Source organism: Achromobacter sp. CF-sbj1-Ac2-l (assembly GCF_052698165.1).
Genome location: NZ_CP199856.1, coordinates 1 through 22,765, shown reverse-complemented (window position 1 = coordinate 22,765; position 22,765 = coordinate 1). Strand labels below are relative to the sequence as shown.

The 22,765-nt window shown below is 62.7% G+C and carries 23 protein-coding genes and 4 pseudogenes; 8 read left to right on the top strand and 19 right to left on the bottom strand.

The window, feature by feature from the left end; genetic code table 11:
* Positions 1-169: 169 nt before the first annotated feature.
* The 12 genes from ACUDCK_RS29110 to ACUDCK_RS29055 form a co-directional block, all read right to left on the bottom strand.
* Positions 170-1,132, bottom strand: coding sequence for a TrbC/VirB2 family protein (locus tag ACUDCK_RS29110; protein ID WP_445659358.1), 963 nt, complete (start codon positions 1,130-1,132; stop codon positions 170-172).
* Positions 1,129-2,265, bottom strand: coding sequence for a tellurium resistance system protein klaB (gene klaB / locus ACUDCK_RS29105; protein WP_445659357.1), 1,137 nt, complete (start codon positions 2,263-2,265; stop codon positions 1,129-1,131). Before klaB ends, ACUDCK_RS29110 begins: the two co-directional genes overlap by 4 nt.
* Positions 2,266-2,282: 17 nt before the next feature.
* Positions 2,283-3,056: a toxic anion resistance protein gene (locus tag ACUDCK_RS29100; RefSeq protein ID WP_445659356.1), complete on the bottom strand. Its 774-nt coding sequence runs from the start codon at positions 3,054-3,056 to the stop codon at positions 2,283-2,285.
* 113 nt (positions 3,057-3,169) lie between these two features.
* Positions 3,170-3,415, bottom strand: a complete 246-nt coding sequence (locus tag ACUDCK_RS29095; protein WP_445659355.1) for a hypothetical protein — start codon at positions 3,413-3,415, stop codon at positions 3,170-3,172.
* 9 nt (positions 3,416-3,424) lie between these two features.
* A complete protein-coding gene (locus ACUDCK_RS29090; RefSeq protein WP_445659354.1) occupies positions 3,425-3,727 on the bottom strand; it encodes a DUF2761 domain-containing protein in 303 nt (100 codons plus the stop codon).
* 26 nt (positions 3,728-3,753) lie between these two features.
* Positions 3,754-4,077, bottom strand: coding sequence for a KleE stable inheritance protein (kleE, locus tag ACUDCK_RS29085; protein ID WP_445659353.1), 324 nt, complete (start codon positions 4,075-4,077; stop codon positions 3,754-3,756).
* A gap of 345 nt (positions 4,078-4,422) precedes the next feature.
* A complete protein-coding gene (kleA, locus tag ACUDCK_RS29080) occupies positions 4,423-4,653 on the bottom strand; it encodes a stable inheritance protein KleA (RefSeq protein WP_445659352.1) in 231 nt (76 codons plus the stop codon).
* Positions 4,654-4,804: 151 nt separating this feature from the next.
* Positions 4,805-5,020 carry a DUF2688 domain-containing protein gene (locus ACUDCK_RS29075; RefSeq protein WP_445659351.1) on the bottom strand — a complete coding sequence of 72 codons (216 nt, stop codon included), beginning with the start codon at positions 5,018-5,020 and terminating at the stop codon, positions 4,805-4,807.
* A 47-nt stretch (positions 5,021-5,067) separates the two neighbouring features.
* Positions 5,068-5,301 carry a stable inheritance protein KleA gene (kleA, locus tag ACUDCK_RS29070; protein WP_011205839.1) on the bottom strand — a complete coding sequence of 78 codons (234 nt, stop codon included), beginning with the start codon at positions 5,299-5,301 and terminating at the stop codon, positions 5,068-5,070.
* A 226-nt stretch (positions 5,302-5,527) separates the two neighbouring features.
* A complete protein-coding gene (gene korC / locus ACUDCK_RS29065) occupies positions 5,528-5,785 on the bottom strand; it encodes a transcriptional repressor KorC (RefSeq protein ID WP_445659350.1) in 258 nt (85 codons plus the stop codon).
* A gap of 22 nt (positions 5,786-5,807) precedes the next feature.
* On the bottom strand, positions 5,808-7,193 hold the full coding sequence (locus ACUDCK_RS29060) for a klcB (protein ID WP_445659349.1): 1,386 nt from the start codon (positions 7,191-7,193) through the stop codon (positions 5,808-5,810).
* Positions 7,194-7,238: 45 nt separating this feature from the next.
* Positions 7,239-7,679 (bottom strand): antirestriction protein, encoded by a 441-nt coding sequence (locus ACUDCK_RS29055; protein ID WP_011205777.1) that lies wholly within the window; start codon positions 7,677-7,679, stop codon positions 7,239-7,241.
* Between the two features lie 1,321 nt (positions 7,680-9,000).
* On the opposite strand from ACUDCK_RS29055, the gene ACUDCK_RS29050 reads away from it, so the two are divergent.
* Positions 9,001-9,690 carry a hypothetical protein gene (locus tag ACUDCK_RS29050; RefSeq protein ID WP_445659348.1) on the top strand — a complete coding sequence of 230 codons (690 nt, stop codon included), beginning with the start codon at positions 9,001-9,003 and terminating at the stop codon, positions 9,688-9,690.
* On the opposite strand, the gene ACUDCK_RS29045 is transcribed toward ACUDCK_RS29050, so the two are convergent.
* The gene (locus ACUDCK_RS29045; protein ID WP_134231062.1) at positions 9,604-12,489 is read right to left on the bottom strand and encodes a Tn3 family transposase; all 2,886 of its coding nucleotides are present in this window, start codon (positions 12,487-12,489) and stop codon (positions 9,604-9,606) included. The two genes, ACUDCK_RS29050 and ACUDCK_RS29045, sit on opposite strands and share 87 nt — an antisense overlap.
* A 125-nt stretch (positions 12,490-12,614) precedes the next feature.
* Here ACUDCK_RS29045 and ACUDCK_RS29040 point away from each other — a divergent pair, with 125 nt between their 5' ends.
* The 5 genes and pseudogenes from ACUDCK_RS29040 (at position 12,615) to ACUDCK_RS29020 (ending at position 15,184) form a co-directional block, all read left to right on the top strand.
* Complete coding sequence (locus ACUDCK_RS29040) at positions 12,615-13,229, top strand: recombinase family protein (RefSeq protein ID WP_000904906.1); 615 nt, start codon at positions 12,615-12,617, stop codon at positions 13,227-13,229.
* A gap of 65 nt (positions 13,230-13,294) precedes the next feature.
* The gene (gene aph(3'')-Ib, locus ACUDCK_RS29035) at positions 13,295-14,098 is read left to right on the top strand and encodes an aminoglycoside O-phosphotransferase APH(3'')-Ib (protein ID WP_001082319.1); all 804 of its coding nucleotides are present in this window, start codon (positions 13,295-13,297) and stop codon (positions 14,096-14,098) included.
* Positions 14,098-14,367 (top strand): annotated as a pseudogene (locus tag ACUDCK_RS29030) (aminoglycoside phosphotransferase family protein); the annotation flags it as partial. The gene aph(3'')-Ib and the pseudogene ACUDCK_RS29030, both read left to right, overlap by 1 nt.
* Positions 14,358-14,837, top strand: a pseudogene (locus ACUDCK_RS29025) (HesA/MoeB/ThiF family protein); the annotation flags it as partial. The pseudogenes ACUDCK_RS29030 and ACUDCK_RS29025, both read left to right, overlap by 10 nt.
* Positions 14,825-15,184, top strand: coding sequence for a DsrE family protein (locus ACUDCK_RS29020; protein WP_044061793.1), 360 nt, complete (start codon positions 14,825-14,827; stop codon positions 15,182-15,184). The pseudogene ACUDCK_RS29025 and the gene ACUDCK_RS29020, both read left to right, overlap by 13 nt.
* Here the strand turns inward: ACUDCK_RS29020 and ACUDCK_RS29015 are convergent.
* Positions 15,174-15,968 (bottom strand): aminoglycoside N-acetyltransferase AAC(3)-C322, encoded by a 795-nt coding sequence (locus ACUDCK_RS29015; protein ID WP_044061792.1) that lies wholly within the window; start codon positions 15,966-15,968, stop codon positions 15,174-15,176. The two genes, ACUDCK_RS29020 and ACUDCK_RS29015, sit on opposite strands and share 11 nt — an antisense overlap.
* A gap of 218 nt (positions 15,969-16,186) precedes the next feature.
* On the bottom strand, positions 16,187-17,542 hold the full coding sequence (locus ACUDCK_RS29010; RefSeq protein WP_003168745.1) for an IS1380-like element ISKpn23 family transposase: 1,356 nt from the start codon (positions 17,540-17,542) through the stop codon (positions 16,187-16,189).
* 87 nt (positions 17,543-17,629) lie between these two features.
* Here ACUDCK_RS29010 and ACUDCK_RS29005 point away from each other — a divergent pair.
* Positions 17,630-18,208 (top strand): annotated as a pseudogene (locus ACUDCK_RS29005) (aminoglycoside phosphotransferase family protein); the annotation flags it as partial.
* Between the two features lie 278 nt (positions 18,209-18,486).
* Here ACUDCK_RS29005 and tetR(A) read toward each other — a convergent pair.
* A complete protein-coding gene (gene tetR(A) / locus ACUDCK_RS29000) occupies positions 18,487-19,137 on the bottom strand; it encodes a tetracycline resistance transcriptional repressor TetR(A) (RefSeq protein WP_000164043.1) in 651 nt (216 codons plus the stop codon).
* 105 nt (positions 19,138-19,242) lie between these two features.
* Here tetR(A) and tet(A) point away from each other — a divergent pair, with 105 nt between their 5' ends.
* A complete protein-coding gene (gene tet(A), locus ACUDCK_RS28995) occupies positions 19,243-20,442 on the top strand; it encodes a tetracycline efflux MFS transporter Tet(A) (RefSeq protein WP_000804064.1) in 1,200 nt (399 codons plus the stop codon).
* Positions 20,443-20,473: 31 nt separating this feature from the next.
* Here the strand turns inward: tet(A) and ACUDCK_RS28990 are convergent.
* From ACUDCK_RS28990 to trfA, 3 genes and pseudogenes are all read right to left on the bottom strand, one after another.
* Positions 20,474-20,806 (bottom strand): annotated as a pseudogene (locus ACUDCK_RS28990) (DMT family transporter); the annotation flags it as partial.
* A gap of 290 nt (positions 20,807-21,096) precedes the next feature.
* Positions 21,097-21,531, bottom strand: coding sequence for a hypothetical protein (locus tag ACUDCK_RS28985; RefSeq protein WP_445659347.1), 435 nt, complete (start codon positions 21,529-21,531; stop codon positions 21,097-21,099).
* 85 nt (positions 21,532-21,616) lie between these two features.
* Positions 21,617-22,765: a plasmid replication initiator TrfA gene (gene trfA / locus ACUDCK_RS28980; protein WP_445659346.1), complete on the bottom strand. Its 1,149-nt coding sequence runs from the start codon at positions 22,763-22,765 to the stop codon at positions 21,617-21,619.

Here is a 22,765-nt window from a genome sequence, read left to right as displayed (position 1 = left end):
AACACCCATAATTTGCTCCGCGCCTTGGTTGAACATAGCGGTGACAGCCGCCAGCACATGAGAGAAGTTTAGCTAAACATTTCTCGCACGTCAACACCTTTAGCCGCTAAAACTCGTCCTTGGCGTAACAAAACAAAAGCCCGGAAACCGGGCTTTCGTCTCTTGGCGCTTAGGGTTCTGCGCCCGGCTCCATTACCAGCAGGTCGCGCACGCGCTTCACTCGGTTGCGGATCGACACTGCCAGCCCCACAAAGCCGGTTGCCGTCGCTGCCAGGATCGCGCCGATGATCCCGGCCACCCCGGCCATCGCCCACCAGGTAGCCGCCTTCCGGTCCCATTCCTGCTGATACTGCTTCGCAATGCTGGACCTCGGTTCACCATAGGCCGACCGCTCGATGGCGTATGCCGCCTCTCCCCTTGGCGTAAAACCCAGCGCCGCAGGCGGCATTGCCATGCTGCCCGCTGCCTTCCCGACCACGACGCGCGCGCCAGGCTTGCGGTCCAGACCTTCGGCGACCGCGATTTGCGCAAGAACATAATCGGCGGCCGACGCAGCCCCAAATTGCGCCTCGTTGATTAGCGTCTGCACCCGCTCATAGTTCTTCGCCTCAACTGCTGCCATGAACGCCGCACGCGGGGAGGGGTCCGCAGGGGCGGCATCGTGATCGCCGCCGCCGATCATGACCTTCATCACGTTCGAGGCTGCGAACATCATCCCTACGGCAAGCACCATCATGCAGATGGATCGCACGAACCCGCTGCCGTCACCCCCGAACACGAGCATGGCACCCGCGACGATCATGCCAAGAATGGCAAATGTAAAAATCGCCGGCCCCGTCATGAAGTCCATGAGCGACCCGGCGACCGACGTGAAGGGCAGGCCGCCGCCCAGCCCGCCGCCGGCGCTGCCTGGCACCTGGTCGCTGAACGTCGATGCCAGCACCTGCGGCACGTCAATACTTCCGGGCGTCGCGCTCGGGCTGATCGCCCATCCCGTTACCGCCCCGATCCCGGCAATGGCGAGGACCGCCAGGGCCGCGATGAGGAAGCGGGTGCCCCGCTTCTTCATCTTCGCGCCTCGGGCCTCAAGGCCGCCTACCTGGGCAAAAACATCGGTGTTTGTGGCATTCATACGGACTCCTGTTGGGTCAGCTCGCGCACGGGCTGGCGGGTCAGCTTGGCTTGAAGATCACCGCGCATGGCGGCGATCTGCTTCTCGGCATCCTTGCGCTTCTGCACGCCTTCCTGCTGGATGCGAATAACGTCCTCGACGGTCTTGATGAGCGTCGTCTGAACCTGCTTGAGCGTGTCCACGTCGATCACCAGGCGTTGGTTCTCCTTCGCCGTCTCGACGGACGTGCGATGCAGAAGGGCCGCATTGCGCTTCATCAGGTCGTTGGTGGTGTCGTCGATGGCCGTGGCCAGCTCGACGGCGTTCTTCTGCTCGTTGAGGCTCAAGGCCAGCATGAATTGCCGCTTCCACGCCGGCACGGTGATTTCGCGGATGGTGTGGAATTTATCGACCAGCATCTGGTTGTTGGCCTGGATCATGCGGATGGTCGGCAGGCTCTGCATGGCCGAATGCTGCAAGGCGATCAGGTCGCCGATGCGCTTGTCCAGGTTGGCAACCATCGCATCGAGGTCGGCCAGCTCCTGCACGCGGCCCGGATCGTTCCCGACATTGCCGCGCAGGCCCTCGGCCTGCTCGCGCAGCTCGGCAAGGCGGACCTTGCCGGCCGCGATGTGGACGCCAAGAAGGCGGTGTTCCTCGCGCACGGCCGCGAACATCTCGTCGAGCGAGGCATTGCGCTGCGTGATGCCTTGCTGGGTGGTCTGCACTTCGCTGACCAGGTGTTCGATCTGCTCGCGGGTCGTGTCGAAGCGCGCCATGAAGCCCGTCGAACGGACGCGGAAGCGGTCGATCAGCGGGCCAATCAGGGGCAGGCGGGAACGGTTGTCGGACAGCGGGCCGACGTTCAAGGAACGGGCCTTGGCGACAACCTGGGTCAGTTTCTCGCCGGCTTCGTCCAGGTCGCTGTTGCGCACCTGGTCCAGCAGGCTATCGGCGTAGCGGGACGTGTGCTCGGCCACATCGCGGCCGAACTCGGCCACGGTCTGCGGACTGCCGACCTCGATCCGCTGCGCGACCGCATGGACTTCCGGTACGTCGCTTTCCTGCAAGCCCAGCTCGCGCAGGGTTGCCGGGGTCATGTCGAAGGCGACGATAGGGGCCTTGGCTTCTTGCGTCGTTTTCAGTGCGTTCATAGGGTTCTCCCGCCGTGTTATTGGTTGATGCCTTCCAGGCTTTGCGAAAGGCTCCGCATGAGCGCCTGGTGAGCTTTGGCCGCCTCGGCGACCATTGCCGGATTCATGTTCTTGGTGGTGATGAGTGCGAGGGTGTGCTGACGCCAGACGGGCACCAGGACGGATGCCGTTTCAGAAAAGCGGTCCAGCATGTCCACGGCCTGCGCCCGCGTGAGCTTCATCTGAGTGACGCTCATTTCATGGGACGCCATGAGGGTCGCCAGGTTGGCGAGCTTGCGCGCGAAGCGTTCACGCGGCTTGTCGAACTCGATCACGCCGGCCTTGGCCGCGCCGGCCTCGGGGTTCTCGTCCAGGAACTCGCGCCCGGCCTGAATGTAAGCCCTGAGTCGGTCTACCTCGGCCTCATGGGTAGTGAGCATGTCATCCAAGGCGCGCAACGTGTCCCGCACGCGCTGCGCTACGCCCTCGGCTTCGTCCAGCAACTGGTCGAGCGTCTTGCGGGCGACCTGATACCTCACCTGGCGTTCAACCTCACGGCCAAGCATCTTCTCGAACCAGGTAGGCTTTTCCGCGATCTTGCGGGGGTCCGCGTCGGCCAGCTTCGCCACGATCTGGCTGATTTTGTCGGCCAGGGCAGCAACTGCGCCGTGCTCCATCAGATTCGATAGCTCGTTGAGGGAATCCGCGCCGTCGATGCCGGCCCCGTACTCGCCAATCGTCGCCGGCGACGCGAAGAGGGCGGGCAAAACCTCCCCCTTCAATCGCGCCATGTTCACGCTTTGTTCTTCCATTCGATACACCCTCGCGGTGGGTTAATTGCTTCTCGATGGAAAGAAGTTTAGCTAAACTTTGGATTCGGTGTCAACGCCTTTAGCGGCTAAATTTTTAGGCGGGAGGCGGATTGTTACCTGCCGGCTCGCAGCTTCGAGCCGCGCCACCAGGCGACACCGGCAAAAAGAGCGCCCACCACGACTGCGGCGATGTACGGCCACGGTCCAAGCATTCCCACAACAGATTGATACGGGGAATCAGGGTTGTCCGCTTGATCCTGCATGTACCCGTAGGCCCCAGCAAAGACCATCACAATCCCGGCCAGGAATTGCAGGCCATACCAGCGCAGAACAAACAACAAGGTTGGAATCTTCTTCACTTCCTCTCCCTAGAAATCGCGTGACGCGAGGCGCGCAGCATCCTTCGCGCTGAGGAAAAACGTCATCAACGGCCCAACCGTCTTGCTGGAACCGTCGGCAAAGCAAACATCCATCGAACTGCCTTGCGTATGAGGGTCTACGCCCTCGACCAACCTCCAAGGGTCCATACCCCAGCCCTCGGCCTCCGGGTTGAACCAATACGCCGGCGCGTCGCCGTTTAGGTCACTGTTGGCGTAGTCCTTGACCAGCACGGCCACCCGTCCGGTCATCGGGCACACATAGCCCGGCTGCTTAGGCTCCTGTATCGGCATAGTTCAAAGCTCCTTGAAAGGCCGCCCTACAGCCCCTTGGGCTTGTAGAGCGACACGAAATAGGTGAGTGCGGTCAGTACCGCGAAATGCACCAGGAACGTCCAGCCGGCATGAACGCCAGGGGTGTTCCAGTGGTACAGCATCCGCAGGAACTGAAAGAAAACGTCGATGGAAATGATCCACTTCGCCACCGGCCACACCAGGACGGTAGCGACCCATACAAAGCGGACCAGGGCCTGGACACCCTTGGCAAAAGTGAACCGGGGCGGGGCCTTGCTCGGGGCCTCAACGCGCGGGGCAGGGGCCTCGGCCTCCACTTCCACGCCTGGGAACTTGATAATCTTCGACATTGCTTGACCCTCCACGGCGATGCGTGTTCAATTCGTCCAGCGCTCGCGCGCCTAGACCGTGATGTGACAGCATCGAGGTCAAGCGCCCCGGAGAAATCCGGGGCGTCATCCCTATGCCCCGTCCAACTCGGGAACCGGCTTTTCCCTGGTGCTCAACCTGGCCGGCTCGACCCACTTGGTGACTTGCTGCCACTCGTTACCACTGCGAACGGCTACCCGAATCTGCACACGTTTAGCCGCGATCTTCGTCACTATGCCAGCAACACAAACGGAATACCCGTACCCGCCGCGCGGAGTGTGCTGCCAGTTCACCCTATCTCCTACCTGCATCATCATCCCCTGGCGTCAGTAACCGGCCCGGAATTTCGCCAAGTCGATTTCGTTGAAAGTCCAGCGCTGTTTCGCCCGTTCCTCCAACTTCGACGACTCCCGCATGACCTCGATGCGCAGGCGCTCGACCTGGTGCATCAGCTCATCAGCGCGCCGCTGCTTCTCGGCAATCGCATTCCGCTGCGCAACCAGCTCCTGGTCTACGTTCGGCAGCTCGTCGATCCACGGCATGAACTTATCGGTCATCGGATTGGCCTCCGGTAATTGACCTGGGAATCTACCCGGCCTTAAAACAAGAATAGGGCATAATGCCCTATCTTGTCAAGCAATTTTAGCTAAACAATCGAGGAGTTCAGCAAGGCGTCACGCTTGAAAACACCTTTCCCCTGGCGTTCAATCAGCTTGTCCCAGCGGCAGCGCACTGCCGCAGTGCCGCCTGCAAGGTGCCTTGCTCGATCCGCTGTCGTTCTTCCGGCGTAATGCAGTCGCCGCAGATGCCGCCCAGCTCTTGGCGCAGGGCGTCCGCCCCGATCAGGCTGCGGCTAAGGGTCGAAATGGACTTGCCGCAACGGCGGCAATTGGTGGTGACGATCTCGATCTTGCGGTTGGGCATGGCCCTATCTCCTTGATAGAGGCCCGACGTGGCCGGGCCTCGTTCCGTTACCAGCCGGCGCGAGCCTTCGCGCGTTCGACTTCCTGGGTGGACCAATGGCCCTTTGCTTCACCCTCCAGGGTGCAGCCTTGCAGGTACGCTTTGTGCCGCAGCTCTTCGGCCTGGCGGGTAAGCTCTGCCGCCTGTTCCATCAGCGCCGCGATCTGGTCACGACGGGCCAGAAAATCCGTAGCGGCCGCGCCGGGCAGCTCATCGAGCCAAGACATGATCTTGCTTTTCATCGGGGTTGATCCTCCGGTTGCTGACCTGGGCGAAGTGCCCGGCCTTCGATTGCCATACTAGGGCATTATGCCCTAATCCGTCAAGATAATTTAGCTAAACAAATTGCAATGGACGCACGAAAAAACCCGGCTTGCGGGCCGGGCTGCTGGCAGCATATCGCAACGATCAGGGTGGCGCGGTTTTAGCCGCTAAAGCCCTTTCCCTTGGCGTCAAGTCATGCGGGCGTCAGCCCTGGTCTTTCCAGATCGCCCCAATCCCCGCAAGATCGCAAAGGATCGCCCAGGCGGCATAGGGGATCGGCGAATCCTCGCCAACCCAACGCCGCACCGTGCGGTCGCCCTTGGCACCCAAGCCCAAGGTGCGCGCAGCCTGTCCGCCGGTGAGGCCGGCCAAGTGCAAGACTTCCCGGATTTCTGCGCCGGTCGGCTGCACCCAGCGTTCCGCCGGGCGCAGGCACTCAAGCCGGATATTCACGTCGCTCATGCTGCTTTTCTCCTAATCGTTATCAAATGGCGGCCCGCAGTTGGTCGTAGCCGTAGCACGACTCGATGCAACGCGGGTCATATTCACAAACCTTTCTACCGTTGCGATTGATGCGATAGCGCGCCGGCTTGTCGTCGTGCGCCCACACCTGTCGCGTTTCGGGACTGATCTTCGTAATGATGACGTGCTTCCCGATTTCCTTGGCAAAAACCGGGTGATGCACGCTCACAATCTCGCAACGCAGGCCAGGAAAGAACGTCGCCGGCCACGCCGGCGCGTCCTCATCCTTGGCCGGCTCCGGCTGCGGCTTGGCCGGTGTAGCCGGCTCCCTGCGCTGGCCGGCCGGCTCCTGAGCTTTCGCACGCGCCGCCGCGAGCTTCGCCTTGGCACTGGCTGCCCATTTGCGGGCGATGAACGCCTGGTGCGCCGGCAGCACGGCATCAACCCAGGCGAAGCCCGGCGGCAGTTCGTCCGGCTTTCGCCAGTCCTCGGCCACGGCCCGCACGCGGCGCGGCGGCGGGGTGATACCCGCGAGCCATGCCGGCAAGGAATCGTCGGCAAGGCGGTCCTGGTCGCGGGGGTCCAGATACCGGCGATGCGAGCGCAGCAGGGCGCGCAAAACGCCGTCCGCCACCTGGTCCACCGTCATGCCTCCGCGCGCATGGTCAAAATGGGACCGATAGCCCGTTTCGGAAATAAAAGGGCCGTCCAGGTCCACGGCGTGGAACTGGAAATGCACCGTGGTTAGGCCGCCGTAGCCGTTTTCGACCTCCACCCATACCCGCATCCCGTCCACCGATGCCAGGAAGTCGCCCTCCTGGCCCCACATCGGGACGACGCCCGGCGTCGCGCGGCAATGGCGCTCTATGACCCTCTCGGCCGCATCCTCGTCGCCGGCGCAACCGAAGAACGTGCCGCCGTTGAGCTTCCACACGGCCGCCGCGTAACGGTCGCCGGCCACGTCGGCCACCAGGTCGGCCCGATTGAGCACCGCCTCATGCACCGCCGCTACCGCATCCGCCGCAACGGCCAGCAGGCCGGCGCGATCCTCGGGCAGCGTCGCCGCCAGCGCCGCAATGCGCGCGTCCTTGTCCTCGATCTGCGGCTTGCTTTTGCGCACCTTCGTCCGCCGGCGAGCCGCCGGGGTGGTCGCCTCGGGCGGCGTCGGGTTGGCTACCAGGTAGGCCGCGATGCAATCCGGTTTCCGGTAGTCATCGCAGAACTTCAAGCCGTCCAGGACGCAGCAGGTCGGCAAGGGGTACTGCATCCAGTATTCGGGTTCCGGGAACGGATGCAGCAGCTCGCCGCAGTGGTGGCATCGCTCTGTCTCGCGGTCCTGCACCGAACCGCTGAACAAGCGGCCGGCAACGATGGCATCGTTGCGGCGCTTGATGTTGTCGTCTTGCATGCTCGCCTCCAACGGCCCCCAGCCTTTCGGCCGGGGGCCTGCCCCTTAGTCGATGGCCCGGTAGATCGCCGCCGCCTCGGCGTGCTCGCTCGCAAACGCCGCCAGGTGGTGGTAGCGGTCAATCAGGGCGTCCGCGTCGGCTGTGCCGGCCAGCTCCGCGCAAAGCTGGTTCAGGGCGAAGAGCGTGGCAACGATGCCGGCAGCGTCGGCCGACAGCTCGCCCGCGAAGCCGTTGCCATCAACCTCGATGCGCAAGCGGCCGTCATGCTCCGGGGCCATGTAGAAGCCACCGTTCGAGAGGGTGTAGAAGTGCCAGAAACCGCCGTGGTAGGCCGCGCAAAGCCGGCCCATCCAGCCGAATACCAGGGCCTCGCCGCGAAGCATGCGCAGCATCGAGGGGCCGAAGTACGTCGGCAGAAACCGCAGGCGATCCGCCTCGGCGACGCGGGTGGCAACGATAGGGGAGGGGATTTGAACATCAGTCATCGGACTTTCTCCGGTAGTTGACCTGGGCGGAATGCCCGGCCTCAAGACCAATATTAGGGCATTATGCCCTAGTCTGTCAAGCAAATTTAGCTAAACAATGCCGTCGGGCGTACCCGATTCTGCGGTTCCTGCTCGGTCCTGGTCCCGACCGGACTTTGCCTGGCGGGCGGATGGAACGCCAAGCGGAGCTGCGGCCGCTGAACGGTGATCTTCATCACGTTTCATTGACACTTGAGGGGCGCTTAGGGAGGGACCGCGAAGGCCCACCCCCCTCCTGGAGTAAAAACCCTTGCGGCGGTGCAGCCGGCACGGATCTTCCGATCGGGCGCGGTGGTGGCCGCGCCTGTGGCCTAAAAAGGGGGGAGTCCAGAGGGGCGCAGCCCCTTTGGGCATAGCGCAGCGTAATCGGAGACGTAATTGAGCATTTCCAGGCGCTTGCGCCTGGTCAACGAAAGAGTCAGCGCCGTAGGCGCTGCCATTTTGGGGTGAGGCCGCTCGCGGCCGAGGGGCGCAGCCCCTGGGGGGATGGGAGGCCCGCGATAGCGGGCCGGGAGGGTTCGAGAAGGGGGGGCACCCCCCTTCGGCGTGCGCGGTCACGCGCACCGGGCGCAGCCCTGGTTAAAAACAAGGTTTATAAATATTGGTTTAAAAGCAGGTTAAAAGACAGGTTAGTGACGGTCGAAAAACGGGCGGAAACCCTTGCAAATGCTGGATTTTCTGCCTGTGGACAGCCCCTCAAATGTCAATAGGTCCGCCCCTCATCTGTCAGCACTCTGCCCCTCAAGTGTCAAGGATCGCGCCCCTCATCTGTCAGTAGTCGCGCCCCTCAAGTGTCAATAGCGCAGGGCACTTATCCCCAGGCTTGTCCACATCATCTGTGGAAAACTCGCGTAAAATCAGGCGTTTTCGCCGATTTGCGAGGCTGGCCAGCTCCTGGTCGGCGGCCGAAATCGAGCCTGCCCCTCATCTGTCAATGCCGCGCCGGGTGAGTCGGCCCCTCAAGTGTCAACGTCCGCCCCTCATCTGTCAGCGAGGGCCGAGTTTTCCGTGAGGTATCCACAACGCCGGCGGCCGCGGTGCCTCCGCACGCGGCTTCGACGGCGTTTCTGCCGCGTTTGCAGGGCCATAGGCGGCCGCCAGCCCAGCGGCGAGGGCAACCGGCCCGGTGAGCGTCGGAAAGGCGCTGGAAGCCCCGTAGCGAAGCGGAGAGGGGCGAGACAAGCCAAGGGCGCAGGCTCGATGCGCAGCACGACATAGCCGGTTCTCGCAAGGCGAGAATTCCCCGGTGCTGCCCCTCAAGTGTCAACGAAAGTTTCCATCCATGACCGGACGTTACGATCCCGCCCGCCATGATTGTCTGCTGGGCACCATGACCGACCAGGCGCTGGCCGACCTGGTTGGCATCAGCAAGGCCGCGATCACAAAGCGTCGGAACGCCAAGGGGGTGCCCTCCTACACTGCGCAGACAGTGCCGGCGTCGCGCGCGTTCGACGATCTGCTGGGCACACTGCCGGATCGAGCCGTGGCGCACCTGGCCGGGCTTGCTGCGGCCACTGTGGCGCAGCGCAGAGCGAAGCTCGGCATTGCGTCGTACTGGCAGGGGGAAGGGAAGGCCGCCAGGCGTGCCGACCGTGCCGCGCGGCCGAAGCTGCGGCCGGGTCGTGGCGCGATCCCCTGGGCGCGCTACGACCGCTTCCTGGGCACGATGTTCGACCAGGACCTGGCTGCGGTGCTGCATATCGCGCCGCGCACGATCCTCAACCGCCGCAAGGCGCTCGGCCTGCCGTCCTACCGGGACCTGGTGCCGGCATTGCAGCAGCTCGGGGAGCTGATGGGCCAGGTGTCCGATGACGTGCTTGCGGAGCGCTCTGGCCTGCCGGTCGAAGCGATAGGGGTCGTTTGCAGGAGGGGGCGGAATCCTACGCTAAGGCTTTGGCCAGCGATATTCTCCGGTGAGATTGATGTGTTCCCATCCGAGCGGCGAAACATGGGCCAAGAGATCGGGCGATAGCAGCTTTCCATCGCGTTTCTGGTTTGCAACGACCTCGCCGAGCTTCATGGTGTTCCAGAAGATGATGATGGCGGCGAGCAGATTCATGCCGGCGATGCGGTAATGCTGGCCTTCGACGGAACGGTCGCGGATTTCACCGCGGCGGTGGAAGCTGATTGCCCGCTTCAGCGCATGATGAGCTTCGCCTTTGTTGAGCCCGATCTGGGCACGCCGTTGGAGTTCGGCATCCAGAATCCAGTCGATCATGAACAGGGTGCGCTCGACGCGACCGACTTCCCGCAGGGCTGTCGCGAGCTCGTTCTGCCGCGGATAGGAGGCGAGTTTCCGCAGAATCTGGCTTGGCGCGACGGTCCCGGCAGCAATGGTGGCGGCGATGCGCAGGATGTCGGGCCAATTGCGCTCGATCATGGCTTGGTTGACCTTTCCGCCGATCAACGCTCGCAGGTGCGCCGGGGCGGCCGACGGATTGAACGCGTAGAGCCGTTTGGATGGCAGGTCGCGGATGCGCGGAGCGAACCGGTAGCCGAGAATGGCACATGCGGCAAAGACGTGATCGGTGAAGCCGCCCGTGTCGGTGAACTGCTCGCGGATATGGCGTCCAGCATCGTTCATCAGCAGGCCATCGAGGATGTAAGGCGCTTCGCTTGCCGTTGCAGGAATCACCTGGGTTGCGAACGGCGCATATTGGTCGGAGACGTGGCTATAGGCTTTCAGGCCCGGGGTATTGCCATATTTCGCGTTGACCAGGTTCATGGCCTCACCTTGCTCTGTAGCGACGAAGAACTGTCCGTCGCTCGAAGCCGACGTGCCCATGCCCCAGAACCGGGCCATGGGTAACGCTGCCTGTGCCTCGACCACCATGGCCAGCGCCCGGTCATAGGCTTCGCCCTCGACATGCCACCGTCCAATGCGGATCAATTCCCAGAAGGTGTGGGTGTTTGTCGCATCCGCCATTTTGCGCAAGCCGAGGTTGATCCCTTCCGCCAAGATAACGTTCATTAGCCCGATCCGGTCAGCGCAGGGTGCTCCTGTGCGCAGATGGGTGAACGCTTCGGTGAAGCCGGTCGCCGCATCCACCTCCAGCAGGAGATCGGTGATGCGCGTGGGCGGGATCTGCTTGTAGAGATCGAGCACCAGATCTTCGGCGCCTGTCGGCGCGGCGGCTTCGAGTTTCTCGATATGCAGAACGCCGTTTTCAATCGACCCGCCCGGGATCGTGCCTGCGCGAGCGGCACGGCCAAGCTCGCGCAACCGCATGTCGAGGCGAGCTTGCCGGTCTGCCAGCCATTCCTCCGGCCGCAATGGCACAGCGAGACGACCGCCTTCCGCGATGGATTGTGCCGGAACGAGTGCGTGTTTCAGATCGCCATAGCGCCGGGACCTAGTAAGCCAGACATCTCCGGAGCGGAACGCATCGCGCAGATGGAACAGCACCGCGATCTCCCATAGGCGAGCGTCGCCAGCCCTCTGGGCCCGAAGGTGGCGATGCCATTTCGAGCTGGGCCGCAAGAAGCTGGTCATCGCGGCATCGTTCAAACCGGTACGAAGGGCCGTCACCGCTTCCAGAAGCGGCAGTGCAACGGGCGCAGCTCGCAGATCGAGCAGGCGCAACATGCGTGGAGCGTATCGGCGGAAGCGGTGATAACCGTCGAGCACATGATTGAGCGGATCGTCGGCCATGGTGGCGGTCAGCCTGGTTGCCATTGCAACAAGGGTTTTTAAGCCGTCCCACCCTGACCCACTCGCGATGACATCGCCCAGCGGCTGGCCATCATCCTGTGCATCGACCAGGGCGCCCCCGATCTCGGCGAAGGATTTCAGGGTGTCACGCACCACCCCCGCTTCGTCTGCGACCTTTGCATGGCAAATACGCTCCGAAGCACGGTAGAGACGGCCGACGATCCGGTCGTGGGTTTCGACCACTGCGTCGGCCAACATCGCCTGCCATTCCGAGACGCAAACAGCCAAGATCGCAAGCCGCCTGTCCTCCGGGAGATCGCGCATGCCGTCGGCATAATACCGTTCACCCTGCCTGCGCAGACGAGTCACCCGATGGGCAGGAACGCCGGCAAGCAGATCCTCGGGGAGATCGATGCGTTGCAGATATTCGAGCCGGTCGAGCAGCCGGTTGGCCGACGAAGAGTTCGAGCCAGGCTCGAACTGGCGCAGCCACACAAAACGGGTCACCCGATCATCAGCCGTCTCCTCGAGCAATGCCAGCAACTGTTCTCGGATCGACATAGGCAGCCGACTGGCGATCCTCGTCTCGATGCGTCGCTCGGCATCGACGAGAGCCGCGGCACAAAGCCGCTCGATCGTGGATGTCGCGGGAAGGACAGTGCGGGTGCGTCGGCACTCGGCTACGAAGCGACGGGCGATATCCTCGTTCGACACCGCCATCTCGGCTTCTCGGAACAACCATTCCTTCAGCTCGCTCGCACCACGTCCGGAGAAGGTGCGGAAGCCGTAGAGCCCCCGTAACTCGGCAAGATGCTCGTGCCGTGTTTCCTCGCGGGCAGCATAGTCTACGAGATCGTCGGCACCCAGGCCAAGCTGCGCTCCGATAAATTCGATGACCTCTGCAGGGATCAGTTCGCCTGGAGCCAGCACCCGGCCGGGATAGCGCAGGACACACAATTGCAGGGCGAAGCCGAACCTGTTGTGAGCGCGCCGACGCAGCCTGATATGCCCAAGGTCTTCATCACTCAGCGTATAGTGCTTGAGCAAATCCGTCTGTGAAGTCGGCAAGCGCAACAGCGCGTCTTTCTGCCGATCGGTTAGAGTGACGCGACGCGGCATACATGTTCCTTTTTCAAAATCTGATAGCGTTCAAGACGCTTTGTTTATGAAGCTGGTTGAGATACATTTCCAGAGGTCAATGCAATCGTGGCCGAAGCGCCGCCTCAAACCAACGTTTGTGATACATGCTGATCGGATATGCCCGCGTCTCCAAAGCCGATGGCTCGCAGTCTCTCGACCTGCAGCACGACGCCTTGCGCGCCGCAGGTGTCGAACGGGACAATATCTATGATGATCTTGCTTCCGGCGGTCGTGATGATCGCCCTGGCTTGACTGCCTGCCTCAAGTCATTGCGTGACGGCGATGTGCTGGTGGTCTGGAAGCTCGATCGCCTCGGACGATCGCTTGCCCATCTGGTCAACACGGTGAAGGAGCTGTCAGACCGCAAGATCGGCCTGCGGGTTCTGACTGGAAAGGGCGCTCAGATCGACACCACGACTGCGTCCGGTCGCATGGTGTTCGGAATCTTCGCCACCTTGGCCGAGTTCGAGCGGGATCTGATCCGAGAGCGCACCATGGCGGGTCTCGCCTCCGCGAGAGCGCGCGGTCGCAAGGGCGGACGAAAATTCGCGCTCACCAAAGCTCAGGTGCGTCTCGCGCAAGCCGCCATGGCCCAGCGCGATACTTCAGTTTCCGATCTCTGCAAGGAACTCGGCATCGAGCGCGTCACTCTCTACCGATATGTCGGTCCCAAAGGCGAGCTCAGAGACCATGGAAAGCATGTTCTCGGACTTACGTAGCAACTCGTTTCTTTTCGCAGGTTGAGCCACCTCCGCGCTTCATCAGAAAACTGAAGGAACCTCCATTGAATCGAACTAATATTTTTTTTGGTGAATCGCATTCTGACTGGTTGCCTGTCAGAGGCGGAGAATCTGGTGATTTTGTTTTTCGACGTGGTGACGGGCATGCCTTCGCGAAAATCGCACCTGCTTCCCGCCGCGGTGAGCTCGCTGGAGAGCGTGACCGCCTCATTTGGCTCAAAGGTCGAGGTGTGGCTTGCCCCGAGGTGATCAACTGGCAGGAGGAACAGGAGGGTGCATGCTTGGTGATAACGGCAATTCCGGGAGTACCGGCGGCTGATCTGTCTGGAGCGGATTTGCTCAAAGCGTGGCCGTCAATGGGGCAGCAACTTGGCGCTGTTCACAGCCTATCGGTTGATCAATGTCCGTTTGAGCGCAGGCTGTCGCGAATGTTCGGACGCGCCGTTGATGTGGTGTCCCGCAATGCCGTCAATCCCGACTTCTTACCGGACGAGGACAAGAGTACGCCGCAGCTCGATCTTTTGGCTCGTGTCGAACGAGAGCTACCGGTGCGGCTCGACCAAGAGCGCACCGATATGGTTGTTTGCCATGGTGATCCCTGCATGCCGAACTTCATGGTGGACCCTAAAACTCTTCAATGCACGGGTCTGATCGACCTTGGGCGGCTCGGAACAGCAGATCGCTATGCCGATTTGGCACTCATGATTGCTAACGCCGAAGAGAACTGGGCAGCGCCAGATGAAGCAGAGCGCGCCTTCGCTGTCCTATTCAATGTATTGGGGATCGAAGCCCCCGACCGCGAACGCCTTGCCTTCTATCTGCGATTGGACCCTCTGACTTGGGGTTGATGTTCATGCCGCCTGTTTTTCCTGCTCATTGGCACGTTTCGCAACCTGTTCTCATTGCGGACACCTTTTCCAGCCTCGTTTGGAAAGTTTCATTGCCAGACGGGACTCCTGCAATCGTCAAGGGATTGAAACCTATAGAAGACATTGCTGATGAACTGCGCGGGGCCGACTATCTGGTATGGCGCAATGGGAGGGGAGCAGTCCGGTTGCTCGGTCGTGAGAACAATCTGATGTTGCTCGAATATGCCGGGGAGCGAATGCTCTCTCACGCCTCAATCCCCATGTCGAGGCGGCGGCCCGTCTCGTCCGCGTCGATTCCGTCAATGCCGGCGCGCTGCTCGCCGGGCATGACGCGATCCTCGACGGCACCGACAATTTCGCCACGCGCCTCGCCGTCGCGGACGCGGCGCTGCGCCTTCGAATCCCGTTGATCGCCGCCGCGGTCGGCGAGTTCGAGGGGCAACTCGGCGTGTTTCGCGGCTGGGAGGCGGACAAGCCCTGCTATCGCTGCTTTACCGGCGCCGATCCGGAGAGGCCCGGCATCAACTGTGCCGAACAGGGCGTGCTCGGCGCGCTCACCGGAGTGATGGGCAGCCTCGCCGCGCTCGAGACGATCCGCGCGATCGTACCCTTCGGGGAGGACAGCGCGGGCAAGCTGCTGATCGCCGACACGCTCGCGCTGCGCTTCCGCACCCTGGCGCTGCCCAAGGATCCCGGATGCCTGGCATGCGCGGCCTGACGATCATCGCTGCCACCGCCGATAGCGAGCGCTTCCGCGCCGCGCTGTCGCTCGCCTGCGCGCATGTCGCGCTCGGGGGCCGCGCGCGCCTCTATTGCCATGAGGGCGCGGTGCGGCTGCTCCTTCCGGGCGAAGATCCCGACGATGCGCAGCGCATCGCCGCCGGCCTCCCCACCCGCGCGCAGCTGCTGCACGAGGCGGTCGAGAGCGGCGTCGCGTTGATCGCCTGCCAGACCGGCCTCGCCGCCGTCGGCATCCCGTTCGACACGCTGCCCCCCGGCATCGCGCCCGGCGGACTCGTCTCGCTCCTCGCCGAGTTGGGCGAGGAGCGGCTGGTCACGCTCTAGCCGCGTTCCGCTCGATCCACTCGACCGCGAAGCGCAGCATCGGCGCCGCCTCCACCAGCACGCACGCCGCCTGCCCCACCGTCCCGCGCGCGCCCTGCCCCATCGCCAGGAACGCCTCGACGATCGTCCCGAAATAATCGTCCGCGAATCCGTCGGGCGGATCGGCGGTGTCGAACTCCTCCACGGTCCGCCATTGCGTGCCGCCTTCCACGGCGAACGGCACTTCCTTGCGGATCACGCGCTTGGGAATGTCCGCCAGATGCTCGGCATGGTGGATCAGCGTCATCGTATCGAGCGGTGCGCCCAGCATCAGCACCTTGCCCCGCACCGCCGCGAGCTTGGCGAAGGGCGATGCCGGACCATAGCCATAGTCGATCGCATGGTCCGCCGTGAGCCATTCGGCCTTCGCGCCAGTCGCGACGACCCGCGCGCCGGGGTTGGCGCTCGCCGCGGCGCCGCGCGTGGTCCGCAGCAATTCGGGGAAGATGCCGTTGTCGCGGATCGCGCGCGACCAGATGCGGTCGAACGGCGGCACATGCGCGCGCCACCACATCGGCACGCGGCCATGTTCGTCGAGCAGATCCTCGTAATTGGCTTCCCAGTCGGCATAGGCGGCGATCGTGCCTTCCGGCCCGGCCGCGTCCAGCAAGGCGCCGATCACCGCGTCGCCGCCGCCCAGCATCGGCCCCACGCTGCGCAGCGCAGCATGCACCATCACCACGTCACCCGGCGCCAGTCCCAGCGCGCGCAGCTCGGCGGCAAGCTCGTCCCGTGTCCGCAACATACATTCCCCAAGTGGCATGCCGTCTGACGTGAGTTTCGCCTGAATCCGACCGCAGGACAATCATTTTCCGTCCCGAGCGGCGTCGTCGGGCGCGCAAGGCGCTGAGACAGGGCAGATCGGCCCGCGAAGCCGCCGTGTTGTGCCCTGGTGGCGGTGTTTTTCAGCGCAGCGGACAGACCCATCCTGCCGTTTTCGTTCAGTTTGGGCGTGGATGGCGGTCATGCGCATAGCGGAGGCGCTCGCAATCGGCGGATGGCGGCGAGGATGGCGCGGACCATCGGACCGGTGACGGCCACCTCGGCCAGCTGGAAGGTGATGGCGCGGGCATGGCGGACGACACGTGCCCCGATCTTGATCAGCTTCAGTTGCAGGCTGGTCAACGACCAGTCGGCCATCGTCTCGGGCAACTCGATGCAGCGCAAGAAGATGGCCAGGTTGTAGGCCAGCGCATGCAGTTGCAGTCGCACCTCATTGTCGCGGAACTTCCGGCATGACAGCCGCGTCCAGTGGAAGGCATATTTACCTTCCTTGATGTGCTGCTCGGCGGTGCCGCGCTGGTTATAGAACCGCACCACCCAGTCGGGCTCCATCGGCAGGTTGGTGACGATGAAGCCGACACGCGGGAACAGTTCGCCCGGATGCCATTCGATCTTGGCGATCACCCGGCGTTCCTTGTCCCAGGATGCCGCCTGATACTCGAAGTCTTCGTAGAAGCGCTTGACCTTGGTCAGCGAAGGTCGCCCGACAGGGCGCGTCAGCCGATGCGCGATCTTCTCGCGCAGGACGTTGTTCGCAGGCAGCCGGATGGCGTAGAAGAATCGGGCTTCTTCCAGCCGCTCATAGATCGCGGGGATCGCGTAGGCGGCGTCAGCCCGGAAGAACCGGCCGCAAAGGTCGCGCTCCGCGTAGCGGGCGATGACGGGGTCGAGAACGTCCCGCCAGCCATCGGCGCTGTGGACGTTGCCATGGCGCAAGGCGCAGCGCTCCAGCATGCCGAACTGGTTGAACAAAAAGTTCGGGTGATAGCAGGTGCAGTCGAAATGCCCGTTCCAGGCCGCGCCCTCCTGATCGCCATGGGTGGGGCTGACCGAACTGTCCATGTCCAGAACGATGTACTTCAGCCCGTTACGGTCATGGAACCGGTCGATCCATTGGCCATTCAGGTCGGCCAGCGCGGCACGGTTCTCGGGCTGTGCCAGTGTCTCGGTCTCGAACCGTCCCATCTGCGAGGCCGAGGCCGCTTGCGCATCGACAGCCCTTCCACCCACGACCTGGCGCATCACCGGATCGAGGGCCAGGCGGTCGGCGTCGTTCACATCCTCGTATCCGGCCAGTCGCCCGAACACCGATTGCCGGAACAACCCGTCAAGCCGGTGGACCGTGTTCTTGCCGCGCCGGGTGTCGCGCAATGCTTTTGCCGCCAGATCGGACAGCCCGAGCGCGTCATCCAGCTCGCGCATCACCAGCAGGCCGCCGTCGGAACTGAGCTGCGCACCTCGGAACTCCACATGCACCCGGCGGTCGAACTCGACCCGATCTGCCCGCTTCGAACCCGCACCCTCTGGGTGATCCATCAAACGCGCCCCTCACGGCCATCAACACCATGATTTATATCGGAAATATTGAGATCCTGACAGCAAAATCAGCGATTTACTTGGGGAATGTGGGCTCACATCGTTGCCGAGCACGGCGACTACCAGGCGACCGAAATTGCAGCGGAACTAATGGCGAAGCTGTATGCCGCATCTGAGGAACCCCTGCCTTCTGCCCTTCTCCCGATCCGGGATCGCTTTGCAGCTTTGTTTCAGCGGGCGCGCGATGATCAAAACGCAGGTTGTCAAACTGACTACGTCCACGCGGCGATTATAGCCGATCAAATGATGAGCAATGCCTCGGAACTGCGTGGGCTACATGGCGATCTGCATCATGAAAACATCATGTTCTCCAGTCGCGGCTGGCTGGTGATAGATCCCGTCGGTCTGGTCGGTGAAGTGGGCTTTGGCGCCGCCAATATGTTCTACGATCCGGCTGACAGAGACGACCTTTGTCTCGATCCTAGACGCATTGCACAGATGGCGGACGCATTCTCTCGTGCGCTGGACGTCGATCCGCGTCGCCTGCTCGACCAGGCGTACGCTTATGGGTGCCTTTCCGCAGCTTGGAACGCGGATGGAGAAGAGGAGCAACGCGATCTAGCTATCGCGGCCGCGATCAAGCAGGTGCGACAGACGTCATACTAGATATCAAGCGACTTCTCCTATCCCCTGGGAACACATCAATCTTACCGGAGAATATCGTTGGCCAAAGCCTTAGCGTAGGATTTCGCCCTCTCCCGCAAACGACCCCCAGAAGGCCGCCAGAGAGGCCGAGCGCGGCCGTGAGGCTTGGACGCTAGGGCAGGGCATGAAAAAGCCCGTAGCGGGCTGCTACGGGCGTCTGACGCGGTGGAAAGGGGGAGGGGATGTTGTCTACATGGCTCTGCTGTAGTGAGTGGGTTGCGCTCCGGCAGCGGTCCTGATCAATCGTCACCCTTTCTCGGTCCTTCAACGTTCCTGACAACGAGCCTCCTTTTCGCCAATCCATCGACAATCACCGCGAGTCCCTGCTCGAACGCTGCGTCCGGACCGGCTTCGTCGAAGGCGTCTATCGCGGCCCGCAACAGCGGCGAGAGCGGAGCCTGTTCAACGGTGCCGCCGCGCTCGCCGGCATCGCTGTCGCCGGCCTGCTCCTCAAGCACGGCCCCAACAGTGAAGTAGCTGATTGTCATCAGCGCATTGACGGCGTCCCCGGCCGAAAAACCCGCCTCGCAGAGGAAGCGAAGCTGCGCGTCGGCCGTTTCCATCTGCGGTGCGCCCGGTCGCGTGCCGGCATGGATGCGCGCGCCATCGCGGTAGGCGAGCAGCGCCTGCCTGAAGCTGCGGGCATTCCCGATCAGAAATGAGCGCCAGTCGTCGTCGGCTCTCGGCACCGAATGCGTATGATTCTCCGCCAGCATGGCTTCGGCCAGTGCGTCGAGCAGCGCCCGCTTGTTCCTGAAGTGCCAGTAAAGCGCCGGCTGCTGAACCCCCAACCGTTCCGCCAGTTTGCGTGTCGTCAGACCGTCTACGCCGACCTCGTTCAACAGGTCCAGGGCGGCACGGATCACTGTATTCGGCTGCAACTTTGTCATGCTTGACACTTTATCACTGATAAACATAATATGTCCACCAACTTATCAGTGATAAAGAATCCGCGCGTTCAATCGGACCAGCGGAGGCTGGTCCGGAGGCCAGACGTGAAACCCAACAGACCCCTGATCGTAATTCTGAGCACTGTCGCGCTCGACGCTGTCGGCATCGGCCTGATTATGCCGGTGCTGCCGGGCCTCCTGCGCGATCTGGTTCACTCGAACGACGTCACCGCCCACTATGGCATTCTGCTGGCGCTGTATGCGTTGATGCAATTTGCCTGCGCACCTGTGCTGGGCGCGCTGTCGGATCGTTTCGGGCGGCGGCCGGTCTTGCTCGTCTCGCTGGCCGGCGCTGCTGTCGACTACGCCATCATGGCGACGGCGCCTTTCCTTTGGGTTCTCTATATCGGGCGGATCGTGGCCGGCATCACCGGGGCGACTGGGGCGGTAGCCGGCGCTTATATTGCCGATATCACTGATGGCGATGAGCGCGCGCGGCACTTCGGCTTCATGAGCGCCTGTTTCGGGTTCGGGATGGTCGCGGGACCTGTGCTCGGTGGGCTGATGGGCGGTTTCTCCCCCCACGCTCCGTTCTTCGCCGCGGCAGCCTTGAACGGCCTCAATTTCCTGACGGGCTGTTTCCTTTTGCCGGAGTCGCACAAAGGCGAACGCCGGCCGTTACGCCGGGAGGCTCTCAACCCGCTCGCTTCGTTCCGGTGGGCCCGGGGCATGACCGTCGTCGCCGCCCTGATGGCGGTCTTCTTCATCATGCAACTTGTCGGACAGGTGCCGGCCGCGCTTTGGGTCATTTTCGGCGAGGATCGCTTTCACTGGGACGCGACCACGATCGGCATTTCGCTTGCCGCATTTGGCATTCTGCATTCACTCGCCCAGGCAATGATCACCGGCCCTGTAGCCGCCCGGCTCGGCGAAAGGCGGGCACTCATGCTCGGAATGATTGCCGACGGCACAGGCTACATCCTGCTTGCCTTCGCGACACGGGGATGGATGGCGTTCCCGATCATGGTCCTGCTTGCTTCGGGTGGCATCGGAATGCCGGCGCTGCAAGCAATGTTGTCCAGGCAGGTGGATGAGGAACGTCAGGGGCAGCTGCAAGGCTCACTGGCGGCGCTCACCAGCCTGACCTCGATCGTCGGACCCCTCCTCTTCACGGCGATCTATGCGGCTTCTATAACAACGTGGAACGGGTGGGCATGGATTGCAGGCGCTGCCCTCTACTTGCTCTGCCTGCCGGCGCTGCGTCGCGGGCTTTGGAGCGGCGCAGGGCAACGAGCCGATCGCTGATCGTGGAAACGATAGGCCTATGCCATGCGGGTCAAGGCGACTTCCGGCAAGCTATACGCGCCCTAGGAGTGCGGTTGGAACGTTGGCCCAGCCAGATACTCCCGATCACGAGCAGGACGCCGATGATTTGAAGCGCACTCAGCGTCTGATCCAAGAACAACCATCCTAGCAACACGGCGGTCCCCGGGCTGAGAAAGCCCAGTAAGGAAACAACTGTAGGTTCGAGTCGCGAGATCCCCCGGAACCAAAGGAAGTAGGTTAAACCCGCTCCGATCAGGCCGAGCCACGCCAGGCCGAGAACATTGGTTCCTGTAGGCATCGGGATTGGCGGATCAAACACTAAAGCTACTGGAACGAGCAGAACGGTAAGCGCGTTCTCGGCTTAACGTAGGATTTCGCCCCCTCCCGCAAACGCCCCCCGATACGGCGTCACCGGCTGGCAAGGGGCTACGGCATCGACCGCCGGCGTCGCGGCCGGTACGACCCGGAACGTCATGACGTGATCCTCGGCATGATCGCCGACGCGGAGCTGGCCGCGCGCATTGGCGTGTCGGCGCAGTCGATAGCGCAGCGCCGGCGCGATCTGGCCGTGCCGGCGGCCGCGCAATGAAAAAACCCGGCTTTCGGCCGGGTTCGCAGGGTGGGGTAGGGCGGTCACGATGAGGCCGGCGCTTCCGGCCATTTCGGCAGCAGGCGACGAGTCAAGGCCATAGCCGCTATGCCCAGGACCACAAAGAACAGATACAGGAATCGAAGGGAACGCCCGCCATTGCCGGCCAGCTCGTCCAGGCTTTGGGTCTGGTACTCCCATTTGCTGCACGGCTCCACAACGGCGGGCACTGTGCTCGTTTGGGCCGGCTTCGGGTCGGCGCATACCTTGACGCGGAAGGTGGCCGGGTCCGTAGTGACCACCGGCGTTTCGGCAGACAGCTCGTAGAACTGGCGAACGACACCATCGAACGACATGCCGCCAGCGGCGGCCGCGACCAGAAAGAACGCCAGCGCGGGAAATGCGATCAGCGCCAAAAACAGACGGTCGATGCAGCGCCATGTGTAGGTGAGATAGGCGACAACCTCTTGCCCCTTCATTATTCAATCCTCGTTTCGCGGAATTGTTTAACAACCCGGTCAGCGACCGGATTGAGTTGTGTTGGGCTTGTAAGAAGCCCAGGGCCTAGCGTTTGCAATGCACCAGGTCATCATTGACCCAGGCGTGTTCCACCAGGCCGCTGCCTCGCAGCTCTTCGCAGGCTTCGCCGACCTGCTCGCGCCACTTCTTGACGCGGGTGGAATCCGATCCGCACATGAGGCGGAAGGTTTCCAGCTTGAGCGGGTACGGCTCGCGGTGCGAGCTGAAATAGTCGAACATCCGCCGGGCCGTCGGCGACAGCTTGCGGTACTTCTCCCATATGAATTTCGTGTAGTGGTCGCCGGCGAACAGCACGACGATTTCCTCGTCGATCAGGACCTGGCAACGGGACGTTTTTTTGCCACGGTCCAGGACGCGGAAGCGGTGCAGCAGCGATACCGATTCCAGATGCCCAACACGGTCGGACGTGAAGCCCATCGCCGTCGCCTGTAGGCGCGACAGGCATTCCTCGGCCTTCGTGTAGTAACGGCCGTTGATCGACCAGCCCAGGTCCTGGCAAAGCTCGTAGAACGTGAAGGTGATCGGCTCGCCGATAGGGGTGCGCTTCGCGTACTCCAACACCTGCTGCCACACCAGTTCGTCATCGTCGGCCCGCAGCTCGACGCCGGTGTAGGTGATTTTCACGTCCTTGTTGACGTGGAAAATGACCTTGTTTTGCAGCGCCTCGCGCGGGATTTTCTTGTTGCGCGTGGTGAACAGGGCAGAGCGGGCCGTGTCGTTTGGCATCGCTCGCATCGTGTCCGGCCACGGCGCAATGTCGAACAAGGAAAGCTGCATTTCCTTGATCTGCTGCTTCGTGTGTTTCAGCAACGCGGCCTGCTTGGCCTCGCTGACCTGTTTTGCCAGGTCCTCGCCGGCGGTTTTTCGCTTCTTGGTCGTCATAGTTCCTCGCGTGTCGATGGTCATCGACTTCGCCAAACCTGCCGCCTCTTGTTCGAGACGACGCGAACGCTCCACGGCGGCCGATGGCGCGGGCAGGGCAGGGGGAGCCAGTTGCACGCTGTCACGCTCGATCTTGGCCGTCGCTTGCTGGACCATCGAGCCGACGGACTGGAAGGTTTCGCGGGGCGCGCGCATGACGGTGCGGCTTGCGATGGTGTCGGCATCCTCGGCGGAAAAACCCGCGTCGATCAGCTCTTGCCTATATGCCTTCCGGTCAAACGTCCGATTCAT

Excerpts from the sequence above, each read along its gene's own strand:
- ACUDCK_RS29060 (WP_445659349.1), bottom strand. The coding sequence starts at position 7,193 with ATGCAAGACGACAACATCAAGCGCCGCAACGATGCCATCGTTGCCGGC.
- ACUDCK_RS29090 (WP_445659354.1), bottom strand. The coding sequence starts at position 3,727 with ATGCCGATACAGGAGCCTAAGCAGCCGGGCTATGTGTGCCCGATGACC.
- ACUDCK_RS29110 (WP_445659358.1), bottom strand. The coding sequence starts at position 1,132 with ATGAATGCCACAAACACCGATGTTTTTGCCCAGGTAGGCGGCCTTGAG.
- ACUDCK_RS29100 (WP_445659356.1), bottom strand. The coding sequence starts at position 3,056 with ATGGAAGAACAAAGCGTGAACATGGCGCGATTGAAGGGGGAGGTTTTG.
- klaB (WP_445659357.1), bottom strand. The coding sequence starts at position 2,265 with ATGAACGCACTGAAAACGACGCAAGAAGCCAAGGCCCCTATCGTCGCC.
- ACUDCK_RS29010 (WP_003168745.1), bottom strand. The coding sequence starts at position 17,542 with ATGGATCACCCAGAGGGTGCGGGTTCGAAGCGGGCAGATCGGGTCGAG.
- ACUDCK_RS29045 (WP_134231062.1), bottom strand. The coding sequence starts at position 12,489 with ATGCCGCGTCGCGTCACTCTAACCGATCGGCAGAAAGACGCGCTGTTG.
- ACUDCK_RS29075 (WP_445659351.1), bottom strand. The coding sequence starts at position 5,020 with ATGCCCAACCGCAAGATCGAGATCGTCACCACCAATTGCCGCCGTTGC.
- ACUDCK_RS29055 (WP_011205777.1), bottom strand. The coding sequence starts at position 7,679 with ATGACTGATGTTCAAATCCCCTCCCCTATCGTTGCCACCCGCGTCGCC.
- ACUDCK_RS29050 (WP_445659348.1), top strand. The coding sequence starts at position 9,001 with ATGACCGGACGTTACGATCCCGCCCGCCATGATTGTCTGCTGGGCACC.
- kleE (WP_445659353.1), bottom strand. The coding sequence starts at position 4,077 with ATGTCGAAGATTATCAAGTTCCCAGGCGTGGAAGTGGAGGCCGAGGCC.
- trfA (WP_445659346.1), bottom strand. The coding sequence starts at position 22,765 with ATGAATCGGACGTTTGACCGGAAGGCATATAGGCAAGAGCTGATCGAC.
- kleA (WP_445659352.1), bottom strand. The coding sequence starts at position 4,653 with ATGACCGATAAGTTCATGCCGTGGATCGACGAGCTGCCGAACGTAGAC.
- ACUDCK_RS29040 (WP_000904906.1), top strand. The coding sequence starts at position 12,615 with ATGCTGATCGGATATGCCCGCGTCTCCAAAGCCGATGGCTCGCAGTCT.
- korC (WP_445659350.1), bottom strand. The coding sequence starts at position 5,785 with ATGAGCGACGTGAATATCCGGCTTGAGTGCCTGCGCCCGGCGGAACGC.
- ACUDCK_RS29015 (WP_044061792.1), bottom strand. The coding sequence starts at position 15,968 with ATGTTGCGGACACGGGACGAGCTTGCCGCCGAGCTGCGCGCGCTGGGA.
- ACUDCK_RS29020 (WP_044061793.1), top strand. The coding sequence starts at position 14,825 with ATGCGCGGCCTGACGATCATCGCTGCCACCGCCGATAGCGAGCGCTTC.
- ACUDCK_RS28985 (WP_445659347.1), bottom strand. The coding sequence starts at position 21,531 with ATGAAGGGGCAAGAGGTTGTCGCCTATCTCACCTACACATGGCGCTGC.
- kleA (WP_011205839.1), bottom strand. The coding sequence starts at position 5,301 with ATGAAAAGCAAGATCATGTCTTGGCTCGATGAGCTGCCCGGCGCGGCC.